Below are 20,111 nucleotides of genomic sequence, written 5' to 3'. Positions count from 1 at the left end.
TTGCCTCACCCGTCTTTCTCATTTTGTTCCGAATTTCGGAACTACTATTTCATATTCAGTAAACAAATCATAAACCTGAATTTCGAAAGTACGACTCTTTGAAAACGTGAAAAGATCTCCGAATCTTTGGTAGAATGGTGTTTATCCGAACAACATAACCCAAAGAGAGGAGCACCTTTTAGATGAAGTCTACCACACCCGTCAGTAAAATCAAGACCGAATTTTCTCTACAGAACGCAACGAGTTTCGGAGGCGTCAAAATCTTTCTGGAATATCTGGAAAAAATCAAGCTGGCCGGAGCGATGCGCAACCTCTCCGGAGGCAAAGCACCCAACTCACTTTTCCCCATTCATCGGATTCTGCTTTATCTCATCATAGGCTGGATGCTCGGCTGCGAACGGATTTTCCATTTTCGCAAACTGCAGCATGACGTGCTGTTAAAACGTTTCCTGGGTGGGCGATGTCCGCATCATAGCCTGTTGTACAAAGAACTGGGAAGACTGGGTCGGTCGTATCCGCAATTGACGGCAGAACTGAAGGGATTGAATCAGGAAATCATCCGACCCTGCCTGCCGTTTGACATCATTCTCGATCTGGATTCCACGGTAGAGACGGTATACGGCGATCAGGACGGTGCAGCCAAAGGGACGAATCCGCACAAACCCGGACGCAAAAGCTACCATCCACTGCTGGCCTTTGAAGGGCAAACCCGGTTGAATCTGAATGCGGTCCTCCGGCCGGGCAATACGCACTCTTCCACCGACGCTGTCGACTTCCTTCAGCAGACGTTTGAACTTCTCGGCGAGCGCCAGGTGAAGTACGCCCGGTTCGACAAAGGCTTCGGCGGCGAGGATTTCTACAGCCTGTGGGAACGCAAGGACATCGGCTATGTCGGCAAGCTCAAATGGACGAAGCGACTCGCAAAAGAAGTCCGTGCTTGCCACTACTGGACGCGATACGTCGACGAGGATTGGATCATCGAAGGCATTACCTTGATCTACAAAGCGACGTCCTGGAAGAAGGCGCGCCGGGTGGCGATCATCCGCAAGGCACAAGTGTTCGATGACGACCAAGGACGATTCGTGTTCGACACCGACTGGCAATACGAAGCGATCGTGACCAATCTGGAATGGGAAGCGATTGATCTGTGGCGCTTCTACAACCAGCGCTGCTGCATGGAGAACTACATCAAGGAAGCCAAGAACGGATTCTCCATCGATCGCATCGCCACAAGCGATTTTACAGCCAATGAACTGGATTTACTGATCAAACTGCTCACCTATAATTTATTCGAGCGTTTCAAACGCGATTGCTGCGAACCGGTGTATCAAGGCTATACGATTGCCCGATTCCGTCTGGAGTTCTTCCATTGCGCGGCGACACTCGTACGGCACAGTCGATCTGTCGTGCTCAAGCTGTTGAAGGACTTCGCCGGTCGCTACGCTTGGAAACGAATCGAAGCGAAAGTAGCCTTGCTGGAATGACATTCTCCAAAATTTTACATGGAAAATGAAGTTGCTCCTTCAGTGGGGAGGGGGAAAGATTATCCACTCCTCACGAGATCCTCTCGTAAACAATGGGAAATTCCCTTACTTTTACATCTCAATATCCCATTGCTTCGGCACCTCGCCCTGATCTTATGGACTTTCGAAATTCAGGATAAATTCATAATGCTTAAAAATCAATAGATCATTTTCAAGTTTCAGAAAAGATAATCAGTTAGGAATGGCAGACACGCAGAAAAAAGCAAGCATCTGCTGCTTGCCTGTCCTGTTTGCGCCTGACTAGCCTAGCCGGCCACGCTCGCCGTTAATGAATATTTTTTTTCTTGAACCGCCCTCCCGATACGTCGTGAATATGGCCGATCGCGAGAAACGCGGATGCGTCGATCTCCTCCACGATTGATTTGAGCTTGGCTTCCTCCAGCCGGGTGATGACACAGAAAATGACTTTTTTGTCGTCCCCGGAGTAGCCGCCCTCTCCGCGCAAATACGTAATCCCCCGTCCCAGCCTGGCAGACAGCGCGTCCCCGATTTCGTTCGGATAGTCGCTAATAATCCAGACCGAGCGCGATTGTTCGAGGCCGACCATCGTCAAGTCGATCATTTTGTACGCGATATAGTAGGCAATCAGCGAGTACATCGCCCGGTCCCAGCCAAAGATGAAGCCCGCGCTGCCGAGGATGAAAATATTGAAAATCATTACGACTTCCCCGACGGAAAACGGACTTTTGCGCGTCAGCAAAATCGCGACGATCTCGGTGCCGTCCAACGACCCGCCTGCGCGAATCACCAGTCCGACGCCAATCCCGATAATGATGCCGCCAAAGACGGCAGACAGCAGCAAATCGTCGGTCAAGCTGGGAACGTGGTGCAAAAAATTCGTCCCGAGCGACATGACGGCTACCCCAAACAGCGTGGAGATCGCGAACGTTTTCCCGATCTGCTTGTAGCCGACCAACAAAAACGGCAAGTTGAACAGAAAGAGGAAAATCCCCAGCTTGATTCCGGTCAGGTGTGACATCATGATCGACAGACCTGTGACCCCGCCGTCGATGATCTTGTTCGGCACGAGAAAAATTTCCAGGCCGACGGCAACCATCAGCGCTCCGACGATAATCGCAAGCGCCCTTGTGACGATTCTTCGCTTTTTGGCCCGCTTATGGGTAATCGGACCCGTTTTTGCGGCTTCCATAAAAATCATCCTTACCCGTTTTTTCTTTTCTGCATTCAGCTTTCCCCGCTTGCTCCAAAAATAGCCAGCCTGCTTTCAGCGGCTAGTAAGTCCTGCGGCTGGCTGTATATACGCCCGCTTTCTGACATACGTGTTAGCGAAGGACCTTTTCGCGATCAAACCGTTAGAAGAAGAGGTGTGTTGGCATGGCTCCCTATCCCTCGCTCGGAAAAAGCCCGATCAATCAACTGTTTCTCGCGTACACAGGCTACAGCATCGGCACGGACGGCACTCCGCACTACCAGTTTTGGGAGTGCACCGACTTTTTGCCCTTGCTCTTCCATACCGATCCGGTGACCGGATTGGCGGACGGCGGCATGTTCACCGATTTTCTGTTTTTGGCTCTCGGGATTTTGAATCAGTCGGGGGAAGGCCGCTTTTTGGCGCGCAGCGACAAGGCTCCCGCTGGTTGGAACGAATGGTTGCGCTACATGGATGAGCTGTTCCTTGGCGACCGGAATCTCGACGCGCTCTGCCAGGCGGTGCGTTGCTCGCCGCTGTCGCGCACGAATGTGTGGGTGGCCCTGCCTTACCCGAATCCGCAGCAGTTTGGCGACGACGCCTACCGGATCGAGGCGGTCATCGAGTGGATGTGCCTGTTTCTTACGAGGTGGGCCAAAAAGCCGTGGGACGATTGCCTCTGCCTAAAAGGCTTCTACTGGCTACAGGAAAGTCTGTACTTCCAAGGGCCCAAGCACGACGACCGCCAAGTCATCCGGGCGGTCAACGACGCGATCCACGGCTGCACGCACGCCGGACGGATGCTTCGGAGCATCTGGATTCCGTATCAACAGGCGGCTGGCTGGAACGAGTGGGCACAGCTTGGCTTCGACCTCGCTTTTTTGCAACCGAACTACTACTTCAACCCGAAAAAAAGCGTGGATGCTTCCGCCGCCGCAAGCGAGGCAGCCGGAATGGGCGTCGAAATCGAGTTTGACCTCGGAGTCACCTACGATCGGGAAAAACGCGAGCGGCTGCTGGCGTACTTGCGGGCCGGAGCTTCCGGCGGGACAGACGGGCATGGCAATGCTTTCGGGCCTTTTCAATACGACGCGCCGCTCGCCTGGTACACGGGCGGCTGGTTTTTCGGCAAAAACGGGCGCAAGCAGGCGCTCGTCAGCTTGTACCAGTCAGGCGATCCGCTTTACGACGAGCTTTTCTCCTTTTTAAACGGAATCGCGCCGCCGTAACGATTCTTGCTTTTTCCATTCCCCGACTTTTGCGTTATAATGGAGGGATGACACTTCGTTCGGAGGACCAGAACACATGTTGCAAAGAGAGTTGACACGGGAACAGGCAGTAGCGGCTGGAGAGCAAGTCCTGCAAGGAATGGAGAGTGCGATCATCGAGCGTGGCTATTCGTACTTTTCCGATGGGGTTGTCTTTAATACACGCGTCGAAAACAACCGCATCCTGTGCAGCGATGTGCAAGGCACCCAGGTGTACCACGTCCAACTCGACCTGGAAGATGTGCAGGACAGCACCTGTACCTGTCCGTACACCCGTCTTTGCAAGCATATCGCCGCTACTTTTTTTCAAATGTACAGCGTCTTCGAAAACCCGCGCCACTTTTTATCCAAGGCGCAGCAACCGCGTCGGGTGAGCTTCACTCCCGCCATGCTCATCCCGAGCTATCGGCCAGTGGCAAGCGATTTGCACGGGAATGAGGCCGCCCCCGTTTCCTCCCCGCTGACCGCAGCCAGCTCCGTTTCCGACTGGTGGGCGTTTTTCGAAAGCTGGACGCGCAATTTGTTATCCGCGATGGAATCGTACCGCGCTTCCTCCGAAATGTTTTCCAGCTACCAAAACGTCCAGTCCGTCGCCGCGGGATGGCCACGGGAACGGGCCCAGTTGTTTCACATCCACGCCAATTTGTTTCACCTGCAAAAGCTGCAGCAATACGTCAAGAGCTACCGCCAGTCCAACTGGTATCCGGACTTGGCGCAGACGGCGGAACGGCTGCTCGAGCAGTTGGAGGGGGCCATCTACTTTGCCGATCGCCAGGCATTGTGGGCCGACCATCGCCCGGCGCTCGCTGAAACGGTGACGATCATCCAAAAATGGAAGGAAAACGACACGTCCTCCCTCTACTGGGTCTACGCCTATCGCATGATCTGGTGGTCGCTGCTCACCGACCCGGACTGGATCAAACAAGAGGTGGCGGAGCTGGAACAAGCCATGCAGACGCCGAATGCGCCCGCAGCCGAAAGCGAAAAATACCGCCTGCTGCGCGCCCACTTTTCAGTCATGGAAAACGAGGACGCGCTCGCCCTGCAAGTCTGGAAGCCGATTCGCCGCTTGCCTTTAAGTTTTTACTTGCCCTACATGAAAGCTTTCGCCCGCAATCAGGAGTGGCAGCGCTTTCTGTTTTGGACGGAGGCGCTGACCGAGTTGATCGGGTCGGCGGAGGCCGCACAATATCGCTTGGTCATCGCCATCTGGCAAGAAGCGATGAAGCAGGTCGGCCGCTCCGACGAGTGCGGAGCCATGCTGAAAAACTTCCTGCCGAGCAGCTATTCCGAGTACGCCCTGCATTTGTACGAGGAAAAGCAGTTCAAGCAATGGGTCGATTTGCAAATGTCCTATCAGGTGCCGCTTGCCGACATCTCGTCTGTGCACCTGAAAGAAATCGAGGACGCCGATCCGTCCTTGCTGTATCCGTACTATGTGCGCGAGATCAACCGCCTGATCCGCGAGCGCAACCGCCCCGCCTACAAAGAGGCGATCAAGCTGTTGAAAAAAGCGCGGGCCACTTACGCCAAGGCCGAGCAGGAGTCCGACTGGGAGCGCTTCGTGGACAAACTGTCCGCCAAGCACAACCGCCTGCGGGCATTTCAGGAGGAGCTAAGGAGAGGAAATCTGAACCTATGAACACTGTTACAACCATGGTGCTAACCGCAAAGCTTCTGGCAGACGGCCAGTTCCTTATTGCGGGAGCAGACCCAAGCGGGCAGGCGCTCGACCCGGATGAGCTCGCCGGAGCGCTTTTTGCCTGGGATGAAGCCTCCTACTACGGCACGTTCGTGGAAAAAAACGAGCAAGGCTTGCTGCTCGGCCCGACAGAGGCGCTGGCCTTTTTCGCCTCGCCGCCGTGGCTTTTGCACCGGGCTTATTCCGTCGACAAGCGTTTTCTGGAATACCAGGGCGTCGCCGTGTTCCTGCAAAAAACGCTGGCCGCAGGCGCCATCGTCCCAGACTTTGCCGCATGGAAGCAAGGACGATTCGGCTGGAGGGCGAAGCAGGCCCCGGCTTCGTTTGCGCCCTACGGCAACAGGTGGCTTTCGCATGTGTTGGAGGAAGCTGTCCACGCCTTTGGTGAGGTCGGCCGCGCCTGGGATCAGCTCACTGCCCAGTTTCCGGCGCTGCACGTCATGGGCGACAAGCTGTCCGTCCATTTGCAGGAGACGGAATGGCTGCAATCGATTGGCTGGCTGCCGGATGTGACGCCGTTTCGCACCTGTTTGCAAATTGTCGAGCCTGCGCACGCCGCCAGCGAATGGCTGCTCCAGGTTTATTTGCAGGATCGGGAAGAACCGGATCGGCTGTTTGTGATCGAGCCGCATCAGTTCGGCGCTCCAGACGCGCACACCGCGCGCATCCCTCTGGAATGGAAAGAGCACTGGCGGCGTTTTCAAAGCGACCTGGCCAAATGCCGCGACATTTTCCCTTGGCAAACGTCCGGCGCTGACGAACCGGACGGGCTGCGCACCCAGCTTACCAATGAGGAAGCGTGGCTTTTCCTGACGTCCTGCAGCCTGCAGCTCGTCCAGGCTGGCATTCACGTCTTTTTGCCGGCGTGGTGGGAGCAGGTGCGCAGAGTCAGACCGAAGCTCCGGGCGAAAGTCTCTTCCTCTGTCGGGGCGAGCAGACAGTCTTTTTTGGGCATTTCGCAGGTCATGGATTTCGAGTGGAAGCTCGCGCTCGGTCCTGTCGAGCTGAGCGAGGAAGAGTTTGCGCAGTTGATCCGCCAGAAACAGCGGCTGCTGAAAATCAGGGGGCATTGGGTGCAGCTCACGCCTGACCTGTTCGCCGAGCTGCAGGAAGCGCTGAAAAAAACGAACGCAAAAAACGGCATGACCTTGCGCGACGTGATGAGCATGCACCTGACCGCAAATGTCGAAGCCGAAGAACCAGCGGACGACGACGATCTCGCTGAACCTTACCCGCTGACGGTGGAAGTCCAGCTCAACGCGCATTTGCTGGAGCTGATGCACCGCCTGCAGGAAACGAAGCACATCCCGATTTTGCCGCAGCCGGACACGTTTTGCGGCACGCTGCGCAACTACCAGTTGGAAGGAAGCTCGTGGATGCTGTTTTTGCGCCAGTTCGGTCTGGGAGCGTGTCTCGCCGACGACATGGGCCTTGGGAAAACCGTGCAGTTTATCACCTACTTGCTGCATGTGAAGGCGACAAAAACCGCCCAGTCCCCTTCGCTGCTCATCTGTCCCACCTCCGTCATCGGCAACTGGCAAAAGGAGCTGCAGCGGTTCGCCCCTTCGCTCAACGTGTTCATTCATTACGGGAATACCCGTCCGAAAAAAGAAGATTTTGCTCCGGCCATCGAGGGGGTCGATTTGGTCATTACGTCCTATGCGCTGTCCCACCTCGACGAACAGGAGCTGTCCTCCATCACCTGGAATACGATCTGTCTGGACGAGGCGCAAAACATTAAAAACGCCTATACGAAGCAAGCGTCCGCCGTCCGTGACCTGAAGGCGTGGCACCGGATCGCGCTCACCGGAACGCCGATCGAAAACCGCCTGAGCGAGCTTTGGTCGATTTTTGACTTCCTCAATCCCGGCTACTTGGGCAGCCTCGGCGACTTTACCCAGCGTTTCGTCCTGCCGATCGAGCGCGACCGCGACCAGGCGCTGATCCAGACGGTGCAACGGCTCATTCAGCCGTTCCTGCTGCGCCGCACCAAGACGGACCCGGCGATTCAGCTCGACTTGCCGGAGAAAAACGAAAGCAAGGAATACGTGCCGTTGACCGCCGAGCAAGGCGCGCTCTACGAAACCGCGATCCAGGACATGTTCGCCCGGATGGAAAACGTCTCCGCCATGGAACGGCGCGGCCTCATCCTCACGACATTGACGCGGCTCAAGCAGCTTTGCGACCATCCCGCGTTGATCTTAAACGAGATCACTACGGCGGATGAAGCAAGCCGCTCGCACAAGCTGGAGCGACTGCTGGAACTGGTCGAGGAAATTCGGCAAAAAAAGGAGCGCTGCCTGATCTTTACGCAATACATTGAGATGGGCAACCTGCTCCAGCGCGTGCTGACGCGCGAAGGCTACGGCCCCGTTTACTTTTTGAACGGCGCCACCAAAAAAGAAAAACGGGACGAGATGATCGCCCGTTTTCAGGATGCCTCCCTCCCGGATGAGGAGCGCGGCGCCATTTTCATTCTGTCCCTGCGCGCAGGCGGCACAGGTTTGAACTTGACGGAAGCGAACCACGTCATTCACGTCGATCGCTGGTGGAACCCCGCCGTGGAAAACCAGGCAACCGACCGGGCGCACCGCATCGGTCAGCGGCGGAACGTGCAGGTGTACAAATTCATTTCGCTCGGCACCATCGAGGAACGGATTGACGAAATGATGGAGCGCAAACTCTCGCTCAGCCAACAGATCGTCGGCAGCGGGGAAGGCTGGATTACCGAGTTGTCGACGGCCGAGCTTCGCGAGCTGTTCGCCCTGCGCCACGACTGGAGCAATACGAAAGGATAGTGTCAGATGGAGCCTGTGAAGGAAACCAAGCCCTCTTCTCCCCCGGCTACAGAACACGAGAGCAAAGACTTGCCCGAAGCGTGGAAACGCTTTTTACAGGCAGTCCAAAGCCAGTTCTCCGCGCAAAAGCCGCCATCCGCCAAATAAACCACGCCAAAAAGTCCGATCCGCCTCGCCAGCCGATCGGACTTTTTTTTGTTGCTGTCGCCGCAGCGCGTCAAGCGGTATCCGTCGGCCTGTTCAGCGGCAAATACACTTCGACCTTCGTTCCCTGGTTGGGGGCGCTGGAAAAATGGATGTACCCGTCATGGTACTGAATAATTTTATAAGTAATCATTAGGCCAAGCCCCGTCCCTTTTTCCTTCGTGCTGTAAAAAGGCTCCCCGAGCCGCTTCAATCGCTCTTCGGACATGCCGCAGCCTTTGTCCACAATCTGGATCATGACCTGATCGTGCCCCGAGCGCAGCGCCCGGATGCGTATCGTCCCCCCGTCCGGCATGGACTCCACGGCATTGGAGAGCAAGTGGATGAACACTTGCCTGATCTGGCTTTGATCGCACCACAGCCACGTCTCTTCGACATCGTCGATCTCGAGCACCATCTGATGTGCCGGCGCTTCCTCCTGCGCGACCTGCGTGACGCTGCGCAGCAGTTGCGCCAGATTTTGCGACTCAAACTGGTGGGACCTTTGCTGGGTCAAAAAGACAAATTCGCGCAAAATGCTTTCGAGCTGGTGAAACTCGGCGAGCATGATATCAAAGTATTCGCTTTTCCACTGGTCGCGCCGCAGCAACTGCACGAAGCCTTTGATCGAGGTCACCGGGTTTCGGATTTCATGTGCGACTCCTGCTGCGAGCTGCCCGACGACGTCGATCTTGTCCATTTTGCGCAAAAATTCCTCTGCCTGCACCTGCGCCGTACTGTTGCGGATGATGAAGACGATCTGCTCCACCTCGGCCTGCTCGTTTTGCACAGGCGTTCCTTTTGTTTCCAAAATCAGCTTGCTGCCATTGCGGTGCTGGCAGGAAAAGGTAACCGCCCTGGGAAGCTTCCACTCCATAATTTCCTGAAACGTCTGCCAGACGCGTTTGAGCTGTTCGCTCGGCAAAATGGTTTGCAGATGCTGATGCAAAAACACCTCCGGGGATACCTCCAAGACGGTGTGAACGGACGGCGACACGTATGTAACATATCCATGGCAATCAATGACCACGATCATATCCGAAATGTTTTCCGCAATCAGCCTGTATTTCGCTTCGCTTACCCGCTGGGCTTCCTCCGCTTTTTTCAGTTCCGTGATGTCGACACAGGAAGCGATCACTTCCTTCACCCGCCCATCCCGGAAGATCGGGCGCATGACAGCCAGGTAGCAAACGCCGTTGACGACGCCCTCATAGGTGACGTTTTCTTCGCCGCCCCAGGCCCGCTCGTAATGCTCTGTCTTGCGCAGCGCTTCCTTGCGGGGCAAGATGTCGCACAACTCGTTCCCTACGACCTGCTCCGGCGTCAAGCCGATCCGGTAGATCAACTCCCCCGCGCAAAACGTATGGATAAACCGCTCGTCCTGCTTGCGAAATGTAAACGTCATTCCTTGCTGATTGCGCAGCACCTCGCGCAAACAGTTGTGGTTCTCGCCCGCTCCCTGCTTTGCGCGCGCTGGCGCATCGGCAAACGCCTTGCCCTGTGAGCTCATCTTCGCGACAAGCCCCTCTGCCAGCAGCGGCTCGCAAAAGTAATTTCCTTGGGCAAGGTCGCACAGAAGCTCCCCCAACAACTCTGCTTGCTCGCGACTCTCGACTCCTGCAGCCGTCGCCTGCAGGCCCATTGTCTGCGCGATCGCCAATGCGGTTTTGAGCGCAGCCTCTTGCGCAGCGTCGGTCAGCGCTTGCTGGATCAAGGTTGAATCGAGCTTGAGCTTGTCTACAGGAACACGCGATAAATACGGGATCGAAACCGGATCTTTTCCGAACTCGTCCAGACTCACCTGCACACCGAGCTGCTTGAGCTGGGCGAGGACGCCAATCGTACGCTCCATATCGCCCCCGGCCAATTCCGTTATTTCCAGATCCAAATAGCGCGGCGGCAACTGGCTTTCCCGCAAAATCGTCTGGATCGTATCCCCGAATCCGACAGACTCGAAAGCATGCGCGGACAGGTTGACCGATACGACCAGCGGCCCGAAGCCGATGTCGATCCATTCCTTGCATTGCGTGCACGCGGCTCGCAGGACCCATTCCTCCAACAAATGAATCACGCCGCTTTTTTTGGCAAGCAGCAGCAATGTCTGTTGCGGCAAAAGTCCCCACTTTTCATGATGCCAGCGAACCAGGGCCTCGACCCCCGTCATCCCTGTTGTTCGCAAATCGAAAAAAGGCTGGTAATAGAGTGTGAGCTGCTGGTTCACAATGGCTTGAAACAGATCTTCATCGGTCTGATTCAGCTCATCCTGGTCGATTGTTTGAATACGAACCACGTCCCTCATAAAGTTTGTCATCAAACGGGACAGCGACAGCAAGTCCCACAATTCCGAACTATTCTGACACTTCCTCTCTTTCTACTTTATAGGAAGAATGCGCCCCCTGTCCAGAGAAGGAAAAAGCACACCCCCCTCTCCTGGCTGGAGGGGGGTGAACTCATGCCTGCAGCGCCGCCTGGCGACGGGCTGCGCGCTCGTCTTCCTTCAGCCGTGGACAGGTGTAGCAGTACTGTCCATCCCCGGTTTGATAGTACAGGCAGCATTGATTTTTCAGGCGCACCTGCTTGTTCGGGTCGCGCATGTCCTCCACCCAGCGCACTTTGACCGCGAACGGATTTTTGGGCAGCCCGAAGCACTCCCCGTCCAGTTCGTCGCAAAGCGCCGCGTAATCGTCGCGCAGCCGTTGGCGGATCGCCTCTTCCCGGGCCTCCTGGACGAAAGTATCGAGATAATAGTTAAATCTCGTCGGCAGTTGGCCCCAAATCATTTTCAGCGGATTGCCAGTCGCATCAGCCAGCACCTGGAACAACGGCCGGAGCGTATGTCCGTAAAACTGCCGATACTGCTCGGCGCGCCAGGCAGAACGCGCTGTGCTTGTGCTCGGACCCTCCGCCTTGTGCCACTCGTCCACGACGAAAGAGAACTGGACGTAGCCATCCTCGTCGTACAGCTCAATCGTCAACTGGTCGAGCGGTATGCGAATCGCTACGTTCCATACAGACAGCGCGTACTGCAAGCCGAGCGCGAGCCCAGACAGCCAACTGGCCGCATAAGTGCCGACAGGCTTTTGGTCATGTGCCTTGATAAGCGGCGCGTACGTCTGCACCAACTGTTCCGCATGTCTGGCTTTTAGCAGATCGCTTGCCTTGATCGAGAGCAGCGCGTCTGTTCGGTGCGTAGTCGTCAGGTGAAACTGTTCCGCCAAAAACGGTTCATTCCATGTTTGCAAGACTCTCTCCCCCGTTTTTTGATTGAAAAGCTCGCTTCCAAAACGCCTCCGCCAGCACAAGGACGGGCGCTAGCTGGAAAAAGCGTTTTGCGGCTGCTCCAGATACGAGCCGAACTGCGCCTGATACAGCCGGCTGTAGATGCCATCCTGTGCCAGCAATTGCTCATGGTTCCCCTGTTCGGTAATGCCCTGCTCTGTCACGACGACGATGCGATCCGCGTTTTTGATCGTCGCCAGCCTGTGCGCGATCACCAGCGTGGTGCGCCCTTGCGACAGCTCCGCGAGCGACTGCTGAATCGCCGCTTCCGTCTCCGTATCGAGAGCGGACGTCGCTTCGTCCAAAATCAGGATCGGCGGGTTTTTCAAAAACATCCGGGCAATCGCGAGCCGCTGCTTTTGTCCGCCAGACAGCTTCACCCCGCGCTCCCCGATAGTCGTATCAAGCCCTGTCGGCTGCGCACGGATAAAGTCTTCCAGCTTGGCCCGGCGCGCCGCTTGCCAAATCTCTTCTTCTGTTGCGTGCTGCTTGCCATAAGAGATATTTTCCCGAATGGTGCCGGAGAACAAAAACACGTCCTGCTGCACGATCCCGATCTGGCTGCGCAGCGAAGCCAGCGTCATGTTGCGAATATCCAGTCCGTCAATCGTGATGCTGCCTCCGTCAATCTCGTAAAACCGCGGCAGCAGGCTGCACAGCGTCGTTTTCCCCGCGCCGGACGGACCGACAAAGGCAATCGTCTCTCCCGCGCGTATGCGCAAATCAATGTTTTGCAAAACGCGCGAGCCTTGCTCGTACCCGAACGAGACGCCTTTGTACTCGATATCGCCCTTCAGCGCCTCTACCTTGACCGCATCCGGAGCGTCTGCGATGTCTGGCGCCGTATCCATAATTTCTATGTAGCGCTTGAAGCCGGCAATGCCTTTCGGATAACTTTCGATAATCGCGTTGATCTTTTCCAGCGGACGGAAAAAGACGTTCGTCAACAGCAGGAAGGCGACGAACTCCCCGTAGGTGAGAGAGCCTTCGATGACAAACCAACTGCCGCAGATCAGCACGAACAAAATAACGAGCCGCATCAGAATATAGCTGACCGAGGCGTTCTGGGCCATGATTTTGTAGGACAACAGCTTGGTCAGACGAAAACGCTGGTTGTTTTCCGCAAAGCGCTTGTTTTCAAAGCTCTCGTTGGCAAACGCCTGTACGACGCGCATGCCGCCGACATTGTCCTCGACGCGCGCATTGAAATCCGCCATGTCTTCGTACGTAGTTCATTCCCGCATTGATGGCATAAAGCGCAAGCAGCCCAAGACAGGCCCAGACAATCAGCTCCCAGTCTTTGCTCGGCAGAAGCTGATCGACTACCATGTTTACCGCGAGCGGAAATCCCAGCTCCAGAACAGCCACGAAGATCGCACAGGTGAAATCGAGTACGAACAATCCACGATAAGGCCGGTAGTAAGAAAAAAATCTGCGAAGCATCGCAGCAGCACCTCCTTTTTCTTTGACAAGCTACATGACACAGCTCCTCACGCTTTTTTTGAAAATCATTTTCATTATAGCTGGATTGGTTGGCAAGATCGATCATCATTTTGCAAAAGAACGCGTCCCTTGCAGTTTGCAGCACGGCTCGTCCCGCTTGCGGCTGCAAAAGGCCACCCCTTTCTGTTTGGACAGATCACGGCCTCTTTTGCCAATATACTTTCGGTCCGCAAAGGGGCACGGCGAATCGCCATAGACTGGACAATCGCCTCCTGTGAAAAAAAACTGGCGATCCTCATCTTCATGGCACAGCTTCCGCATTTCGTCGGAGCTTCGGGGACCATGTACGCGATGCTGGCGGGCACGCTTGCACTCCACCAGCTATTATGAGGGAAACAGGTGAAAACGTGTACGCGATTTCCGGGCAACTGTTTTTCGGTACGATGACGCACTTTGTCGAGCAATTCGATGTTCCAAACGATCTCGGCCAGATTGTCATTGATTTTTCCCGCTCGCATGTCTGGGATATGTCAGCCGTAACCGCCATCTCCAAAGTAGTCGCCAAATACCGCGATGCCGATAAATTCGTGCTCATCACGGGATTGAATGAAGAAAGCAAACAGCTTGTAGATCGGCTTGGAATCACGGTTCCTGCCGGGCATTGACAGACAGCAACTCCCCCTTTTCGCTCCGTCAAAAGGGGTTTTTGTATGCGCCAGACGCGTTGCTTGTGCCCGTTTCGTTTTTTCCTTATTTCATTTTTGCAATAGTACGATCACATTTCTTTATTGGTCAGCGCCAAAAACCAGTGCTAGAATAATCAATATCAAATTTCCGGCTTTTCTACTGCAAAGGTTGTGAACAGAAAGATGGAGTTTTCATGGAAGCGTAATTTGTTTGTGTTATGGGTCGGCGTCTTCTTCTGCAGCACAGCCTACTCGATCTCCATACCATTCTTGCCCATCTTCCTCCATACATCTTTGGGTGTTCACGAGCATTTGGAAGCCTGGTCTGGTATCTCGTTTGGCATTACCTTTTTGGCAAGCGCCCTGATCTCGCCGTACTGGGGTTCGCTCGCCGACAAATACGGGCGAAAACCGATGTTGATCCGATCCGGTTTTAGCCTGGCTTTGTTGTACTTCCTGACTTACTTCATTACAGATCCTTACCTTTTCCTGGTGCTGCGCGTGTTTCAGGGGCTGCTCGCCGGCTACGTGCCTGCCGCGATCGCGCTGGTAGCGACGAATACACCGGAAAAAAACGTCGGGTACGCTCTCGGGGTGATGGCAACCTCTGGAGCCACGGGCGGGATTGTCGGGCCGCTCGTCGGCGGGGTAGTCAGTCACCTCTGGGGAAACGCAGAGGCTTTTCTTTTCTCCGGCTGTGTCGTGCTCGTAGCGGCGCTGATCGCGACCTTCCTCGTCAAAGAGACCAACATGAACCGCTCCGGCAGCCGCTCCAACGTGCGGGAAGACTTGCGGGCTGCCATCGCCAACCGCTCGCTCATGACGATTCTCGGCCTCAGCCTGATGGTCACGATCTCCGTCATGCTCTTGGAACCGCTGTTGACCGTCTACGTGTTGCAGCTCGGGGCCTCGCAGCAGGAAGCCTCGCTCAGCGCCGGGATCATTTTCGCTGCCGTCGGTATTGCCACCGTGATCGCCGCTCCGCAATGGGGAAAACTCGGCGGCAAGGTCGGCTACACGAAAATTTTGTTCATCGGCTTGCTCGGCGGCGCCTTCGGCAACCTGCTGCAATTTTTCTTCACCAACCTGTACGGCTTCGGGGTTTTGCGCTTCGCCTACGGCCTGTTTTTCGCGGCGGTTTACCCTTCGATTAACGCGATGATCGTCAAAGTGACCGAACCCGAGTTTCGCGGCAGAGCCTTCAGCCTGAACCAGTCCGCCAACCAGCTCGCGACGATGCTCGGCCCTGTGCTCGGCGGCGTGCTCGGTGGCGCCATCCCGATCCGCTACGTGTTCATTATCAACGGAATCGCCCTGCTCGCTACCGCCATCCTGATTCGCTCGAAAAAACCGGGCCTGGCCGGGAAGCAAGCCCAACAGCAGTCTTCCGATCCGCAACTGGCTGCGAAATAACGCAGCGCACGCCCAAAAACAAAACTCCCTTTCGCTTCGTCAGACAACGCTTGCCTGGCGGTGGCAAAAGGGAGTTTCTCGTATGGACGATGCCGCTTTTTTCCTGCTTTACTTTTGCTGCAGCGCTACTTTTAACCCGAGCAAAATGTAGACAGACCCGATCATTTTGCCGCTCCAACGACCGATCCAGGAGATGCGTCTGACGAGATGCCCCAGCGGCCGCACAGAGAGGGCGATCAGCGACGTGTAGAAGAAGCCGAGAATGGAAAAAATCAGGCCCAACACAACAAACTGCATCACGGACGCTCCCCGCTCCGGGTGGACGAACTGCGGCAAAAACGCCAGAAAGAACAAAGCCGTCTTCGGATTCAGCACTTCCGCGATGATCGCTTGCACATACGCCTTCCCCGGCGGCAGCGGCGATACTTTTGGCAACTCGGGGTCTGTCGGTTTCTCCAGCAGCGCCCTTATCCCCAGGTAGATGAGATAGGCGGCCCCGGCGAATTTGACGAGCTGGAACGCCCAGGCGGATGTCATCAAGATCGCCGACAAGCCGACAGCGGCAAAAATCGTATGGATGAAGTCGCCTGTCGCGATTCCAAGCCCCGCCATGATTCCCGCACGTCTGCCGCCCTGAACGGTGCGTGTCGCCGTCAGTAGCACGGCAGGGCCGGGAATTAAAAACAGGCCGATCACGACAGCCAAAAACGTGCTCAACGTCGCCAGATCAAACATGTTCTCCTCTCCTTCTTCTCTTGTTTGTCTATGGATGCTCCCATTATAGCGCGCCCTGGCATTCGTGGCGACAAGATCATGTCCGGGCCTCGTCCCCGCCCGGAAAGCGCACCGTGACCGTCGTTCCTTTGCCCAGGCTGCTTTCCAGCGCGATCTGTCCGCCGTGCGCCTCCACGATGCCTTTGGCAATCGTCAGCCCGAGGCCAGCCCCTCCGCGCTCTCTCGCCCGCGAGCGGTCCCCCCGGTAAAAACGCGCAAAAACGTGCGGCAAATCGTCCGGGGCGATGCCTGCGCCGTTGTCGCGCACCTGCAGCTTAACATGTCCGCCCGCTTTTTCGATCGTCACACAGATCGTTCCGTCGGGCGGCGTATGCTTGCACGCGTTTGCCAGCAAGTTTGCCACGACTTGCGCGATTCTTTGCCGATCGCCTGTCATCCAGGCGTCTTTTGGTCCTTCCAACTGAAAGCGAATCTGGTTGCGCGCAAAAGCGACGTGCATCGCTTCGCTGACTTCCTCGGCGACATCCCGCAAATTCACCTGCTCGCGCCGCATCGGCAGGGCGCCTGCCTCGACCTGAATCACCTGATCGAGATCGTTCACGAGCCGGATCAGGCGGAGAACTTCGGCGCGCGTGCTCTCCAAATGCTTAGGCGTCGCCTCCCAGATGCCGTCGATCATCCCTTCTGTCTGGGCCAGCAAGGTGTTGAGCGGCGTACGCAGTTCGTGCGCAATATCTGCGGTCAGCCGTTTGCGCAACTCCTCCTGTTCGTGCAGGCTCGTCACCAGGTTGTTAAAGGCGACGACCAGCGCGGCAATTTCGTCTTGCCGTTCCGGTACAGGCACGCGCACTTGCAGATCGCCCTGCGCGACCTTTTGCGCCGCCGCACTCACCTGCACGACAGGCCGAACCATCGTGCGGGCCAGCGGAATGCACAGCACGACGACGATCACAAGCAAAACCGCCATCGTCCACAGCGCGGTATTTTTATGCGCCCATTGAAAATGGCCTTCCAAAGCCATGTACGCATTTTCGTCATCGTGGCTGATGACAAGCTGCCCGATTTTTCGACCGCCGTCATAAAGCGGAATCGTTTCGGTTGCGCGCTCGGCATGTTCGGCGTGCGTGGCGTGCTCGCCCTCCCGTCCAGCGCCCGGCGCTTGCCCCCATTCGCCCAGCTTTTCCCCCCGCGCGTCGTGCAGCGCAATGTGCAGGCCGAGCACAGACGAGACGGCCTCCAGTTGCAAAAAAGCGGATTGGTCCCACGCCTGGCTGGCGCGGTAGGAGGCGAGCGCCACCTGGGAAATTTCTTCGTTGTGCTGGCTTTTCACCTCGTTTGCGTACATCATGAAATGCTCGTCCATTTCCTTGACCGCAAGCCATGTCGTAATCAGTACGGCACCGACGCCCATCGCCATAAAGGCGAGCGCCAGCTTCATCCATATGCGCTTCATCGCAAACCTCATTTCCTCACCGGGACGTCAAACCGATAGCCCAGTCCGTACACCGTCTTGATGTAGACAGGCTGCTTCGGATCGTCCTCGATTTTTTGCCGCAAATTTTTGACATGCGTATCAATCGTGCGGTCGTAGCCTTCGAAGTCGTAGCCGAGAACTTCGCGCACCAGCTCGTCTCTGCTCCACGTCCGGCCGGGATGGCGGGCCAGCGTCGTGAGCAGCCGGTATTCGTTCGGGGTGACGTCGAGCGCTACCTTGTTTTTGAGAATTTTTTTGTCGCGAATCGAAATCGTGAGCTGGCCTGCCTCGAACTCGTCGCAGAGCGCCGAATAGTCGCCGGAGCGCCGCATGACGGCCCGCACGCGCGCCACCAGCTCGCGCGGACTGAACGGCTTCATCAAGTAATCATCCGCCCCGATTTCCAGCCCATAAATCCGGTCAGCCTCCTGACTCTTGGCGGTGAGCATCAGAATCGGGACGCGGGAATGCTTGCGGATGCGCTGGCAAACTTCTTCACCGCTGACGTCCGGGAGCATCAAATCGAGAATAATGCAGTCGACGGCCGCCGAGCTGGCTATCTGGATAGCCTCCCCGCCTGTCATCGCCGTCAGCACGTGATAGCCGTCTTTTTGCAGATAGGAAGATAAAATCTCCAAAATTTTGTGTTCATCGTCTACCAGCAAAATCGTAGACATGTCCTGGCCTCCTTTTGCCCCTTATTCCGACTGGCTGGCCTGTCCCTTCCCGCGCTTCCAGAACAGCAGGAAAACAAGCGCGCCTGCTGCAAGCGCGATCACCAGCCTGAGCTTGTTTTCGCCAAAGTAGACGAGATCGTGCCCGACGAATGTCTCAAACACCATCGAAGGAATTTTGCCCACGAGTGTCGCGAGAAGAAAATCGGCGAACGTCATGTTCGTCATCGCCGCCCCGAGATTGATTACCCCCGAAGGGAGCAGCGGATTGAGCCGCAGCAAGACGACGGCGAGCCCTTTTCGCACCCGGGTCGCCCCGTTAATCGCCGCTACCCATTGGAACGACGCCAGCTTTTTGCGCCGATCGGCTTTTCGAATGACATAGCGGTACAAGAAAAAAGCGATGCCCGCACCGAGCACCTCCCCTGTGAGGGAAAGGAAAAAACCTCCGTACAAGCCAAATACAACGGCATTGGCCGCAGACAAAAAAATGGACGGCAGGACGCCTGCCACGCTGATGGCGATATTCAACAAGATGCTGCCGATTACTCCCAGCATTCCCCACGAGCGAATCCATTCTGCCAAGCCTTCTATATTCGTCAATCCATCCATGTTCGCTTGCGGACTCCCCTCTGTTGCCTGTTCCTTTAAGCCTATACGAAAATTGTGAAGAAATCATGGAAAAAAACAAACAATCGCTCCCGTTCTCTGGAAGCGACTGTTTGCGGAAGGCGGCAATAGCGCCTTATTTCTGCTCGATGGCCACGTAAATATCGACTTGCGCCTGATTCGGGTCGGCGCAGCGCACGCCGTCGTAGCGCTCAAAATCCGAGACGAACGTCCGCTTGACGCCTGACTCCTGCGCCCACGCCCAGATGCGCGCCCACGCCTCCTGAATGATCTCGACCATCGGGCCGACTCTGGTTGTAAAGACCGCATATGTAGCTGCCGGGATCGTTTTCACGGTCAGCTCGGCAGACAGCTCGCCCCCCGCTTCCACCTCAACGCCAACGAGCAACGAGTACGCTCCCTGTTCATCGCTTGCGTAATCCGAGTAGACGCCATAGACGACTCCCGGCTCTTTTTGCCCGGGCGTACGCGCCGGATACCCTTGCTCGTAATAGCGGTGCCACAAAGGCCCGATTTTCCCGTTTGCTCCGCATTCAGCCTCGTTCGTGGTCCGAATTTGCAGACCAGCTACACGCATTTCCCCCAGTTGGACGATCGTCGGATTCATCTGTTTGCACGCTCCTGTTCAAAGAATGGATTACATGCCTAGTATAGCTATCCTACCTTGACACCTGTCTGTCAACGTTTCTGGTCTGTCTCGTAGCATGCCAACATTTTTTTCGCCGTATCCGCGATCCGCTGGCGGATGAAATCCGGCGCCAGCACCTGCACGCTGTCGCCGTAGCTGAGCAGCATGCCTGTCAGCCACTCATCGTCTGCCATCGTCGTGCGGACAGTCATCTCGCCGTTTGGCGCGGTTTCAATCGTTTGCGGATCAAACATGTCTCGTACCCGGACGTGGACACGCGGTGCGCAGCGATACTTCAAAGCGGTCGGCCAGCTCGCGAGCGCTCATCCGGCGTTTGTTCAACAGCATCATGACAATCGCCAGGAATCGTTCTACTTTCAACTCTCGTTCCACCTTTTGGCGGCTCCGCTACCGGCGCTTTCTTACGTGAGCATTTTGCAGAAATCTGAGCCCTTGAGACACAAGGATTTCTAGGGATAAAAAAGGGACTTCACCCCAATTTGG

At 56.0% G+C, this 20,111-nt stretch carries 17 protein-coding genes and 2 pseudogenes; 8 read left to right on the top strand and 11 right to left on the bottom strand.

Annotation, left to right across the window (positions count from 1 at the left end; translation table 11 throughout):
* Positions 1–182: 182 nt before the first annotated feature.
* Positions 183–1,484 (top strand): IS1380 family transposase, encoded by a 1,302-nt coding sequence (locus AC3WQH_RS12830; protein WP_492332066.1) that lies wholly within the window; start codon positions 183–185, stop codon positions 1,482–1,484.
* 325 nt (positions 1,485–1,809) lie between these two features.
* Here AC3WQH_RS12830 and AC3WQH_RS12825 read toward each other — a convergent pair whose 3' ends face one another.
* On the bottom strand, positions 1,810–2,694 hold the full coding sequence (locus AC3WQH_RS12825; protein WP_007783572.1) for a YitT family protein: 885 nt from the start codon (positions 2,692–2,694) through the stop codon (positions 1,810–1,812).
* 185 nt (positions 2,695–2,879) lie between these two features.
* Between AC3WQH_RS12825 and AC3WQH_RS12820 the strand changes: the two genes are divergently transcribed.
* The 4 genes from AC3WQH_RS12820 (at position 2,880) to AC3WQH_RS12805 (ending at position 8,609) form a co-directional block, all read left to right on the top strand.
* Entirely contained in the window at positions 2,880–3,923 is a 1,044-nt protein-coding gene (locus AC3WQH_RS12820) for a DUF4855 domain-containing protein (protein ID WP_429782133.1), read from the top strand.
* A gap of 76 nt (positions 3,924–3,999) precedes the next feature.
* Positions 4,000–5,604 (top strand): SWIM zinc finger family protein, encoded by a 1,605-nt coding sequence (locus AC3WQH_RS12815; protein ID WP_492332065.1) that lies wholly within the window; start codon positions 4,000–4,002, stop codon positions 5,602–5,604.
* Positions 5,601–8,462 (top strand): DEAD/DEAH box helicase, encoded by a 2,862-nt coding sequence (locus tag AC3WQH_RS12810; RefSeq protein ID WP_005835323.1) that lies wholly within the window; start codon positions 5,601–5,603, stop codon positions 8,460–8,462. Before AC3WQH_RS12815 ends, AC3WQH_RS12810 begins: the two co-directional genes overlap by 4 nt.
* A 6-nt stretch (positions 8,463–8,468) precedes the next feature.
* Positions 8,469–8,609, top strand: a complete 141-nt coding sequence (locus AC3WQH_RS12805; RefSeq protein WP_007783562.1) for a hypothetical protein — start codon at positions 8,469–8,471, stop codon at positions 8,607–8,609.
* 70 nt (positions 8,610–8,679) lie between these two features.
* Here the strand turns inward: AC3WQH_RS12805 and AC3WQH_RS12800 are convergent, their stop codons facing one another.
* The 3 genes and pseudogenes from AC3WQH_RS12800 to AC3WQH_RS12790 form a co-directional block, all read right to left on the bottom strand.
* On the bottom strand, positions 8,680–10,944 hold the full coding sequence (locus AC3WQH_RS12800) for an EAL domain-containing protein (protein ID WP_492332064.1): 2,265 nt from the start codon (positions 10,942–10,944) through the stop codon (positions 8,680–8,682).
* Positions 10,945–11,095: 151 nt separating this feature from the next.
* On the bottom strand, positions 11,096–11,887 hold the full coding sequence (locus AC3WQH_RS12795) for a (2Fe-2S)-binding protein (protein ID WP_005835331.1): 792 nt from the start codon (positions 11,885–11,887) through the stop codon (positions 11,096–11,098).
* A 69-nt stretch (positions 11,888–11,956) separates the two neighbouring features.
* Positions 11,957–13,367, bottom strand: a pseudogene (locus tag AC3WQH_RS12790) (ABC transporter ATP-binding protein).
* Between AC3WQH_RS12790 and AC3WQH_RS12785 the strand changes: the two are divergent.
* The 3 genes from AC3WQH_RS12785 to AC3WQH_RS12775 all read left to right on the top strand — a co-directional run bounded on the left by AC3WQH_RS12785 (position 13,311) and on the right by AC3WQH_RS12775 (position 15,466).
* Positions 13,311–13,757 (top strand): hypothetical protein, encoded by a 447-nt coding sequence (locus AC3WQH_RS12785; protein WP_492332074.1) that lies wholly within the window; start codon positions 13,311–13,313, stop codon positions 13,755–13,757. The pseudogene AC3WQH_RS12790 and the gene AC3WQH_RS12785 overlap by 57 nt on opposite strands.
* Before the next feature lie 17 nt (positions 13,758–13,774).
* Complete coding sequence (locus tag AC3WQH_RS12780) at positions 13,775–14,032, top strand: STAS domain-containing protein (RefSeq protein ID WP_005835339.1); 258 nt, start codon at positions 13,775–13,777, stop codon at positions 14,030–14,032.
* Between the two features lie 204 nt (positions 14,033–14,236).
* Positions 14,237–15,466 carry an MFS transporter gene (locus tag AC3WQH_RS12775; RefSeq protein ID WP_007783547.1) on the top strand — a complete coding sequence of 410 codons (1,230 nt, stop codon included), beginning with the start codon at positions 14,237–14,239 and terminating at the stop codon, positions 15,464–15,466.
* Between the two features lie 108 nt (positions 15,467–15,574).
* On the opposite strand, the gene AC3WQH_RS12770 is transcribed toward AC3WQH_RS12775, so the two are convergent.
* The 7 genes and pseudogenes from AC3WQH_RS12770 to AC3WQH_RS12740 form a co-directional block, all read right to left on the bottom strand.
* A complete protein-coding gene (locus tag AC3WQH_RS12770; RefSeq protein WP_005835343.1) occupies positions 15,575–16,201 on the bottom strand; it encodes a LysE family translocator in 627 nt (208 codons plus the stop codon).
* Between the two features lie 76 nt (positions 16,202–16,277).
* Complete coding sequence (locus AC3WQH_RS12765) at positions 16,278–17,654, bottom strand: sensor histidine kinase (RefSeq protein WP_283859202.1); 1,377 nt, start codon at positions 17,652–17,654, stop codon at positions 16,278–16,280.
* Positions 17,655–17,662: 8 nt separating this feature from the next.
* Positions 17,663–18,352: a response regulator transcription factor gene (locus AC3WQH_RS12760; protein ID WP_005835347.1), complete on the bottom strand. Its 690-nt coding sequence runs from the start codon at positions 18,350–18,352 to the stop codon at positions 17,663–17,665.
* 21 nt (positions 18,353–18,373) lie between these two features.
* Positions 18,374–18,961, bottom strand: coding sequence for a TVP38/TMEM64 family protein (locus tag AC3WQH_RS12755; protein ID WP_005835348.1), 588 nt, complete (start codon positions 18,959–18,961; stop codon positions 18,374–18,376).
* Between the two features lie 133 nt (positions 18,962–19,094).
* The gene (locus AC3WQH_RS12750; RefSeq protein WP_309478724.1) at positions 19,095–19,586 is read right to left on the bottom strand and encodes a GyrI-like domain-containing protein; all 492 of its coding nucleotides are present in this window, start codon (positions 19,584–19,586) and stop codon (positions 19,095–19,097) included.
* Between the two features lie 71 nt (positions 19,587–19,657).
* Positions 19,658–19,861 carry a helix-turn-helix transcriptional regulator gene (locus tag AC3WQH_RS12745; protein WP_005835352.1) on the bottom strand — a complete coding sequence of 68 codons (204 nt, stop codon included), beginning with the start codon at positions 19,859–19,861 and terminating at the stop codon, positions 19,658–19,660.
* Positions 19,862–19,886: 25 nt separating this feature from the next.
* A pseudogene (locus tag AC3WQH_RS12740) lies at positions 19,887–19,988 on the bottom strand (HTH domain-containing protein); the annotation flags it as partial.
* Between the last annotated feature and the right edge of the window lie 123 nt (positions 19,989–20,111).

The organism is Brevibacillus sp. FW301-21C12A (genome assembly GCF_058788915.1).
The sequence above is the reverse complement of the archived record's forward strand: the minus strand, read 5'-3'. Positions and strand labels throughout refer to the sequence as shown.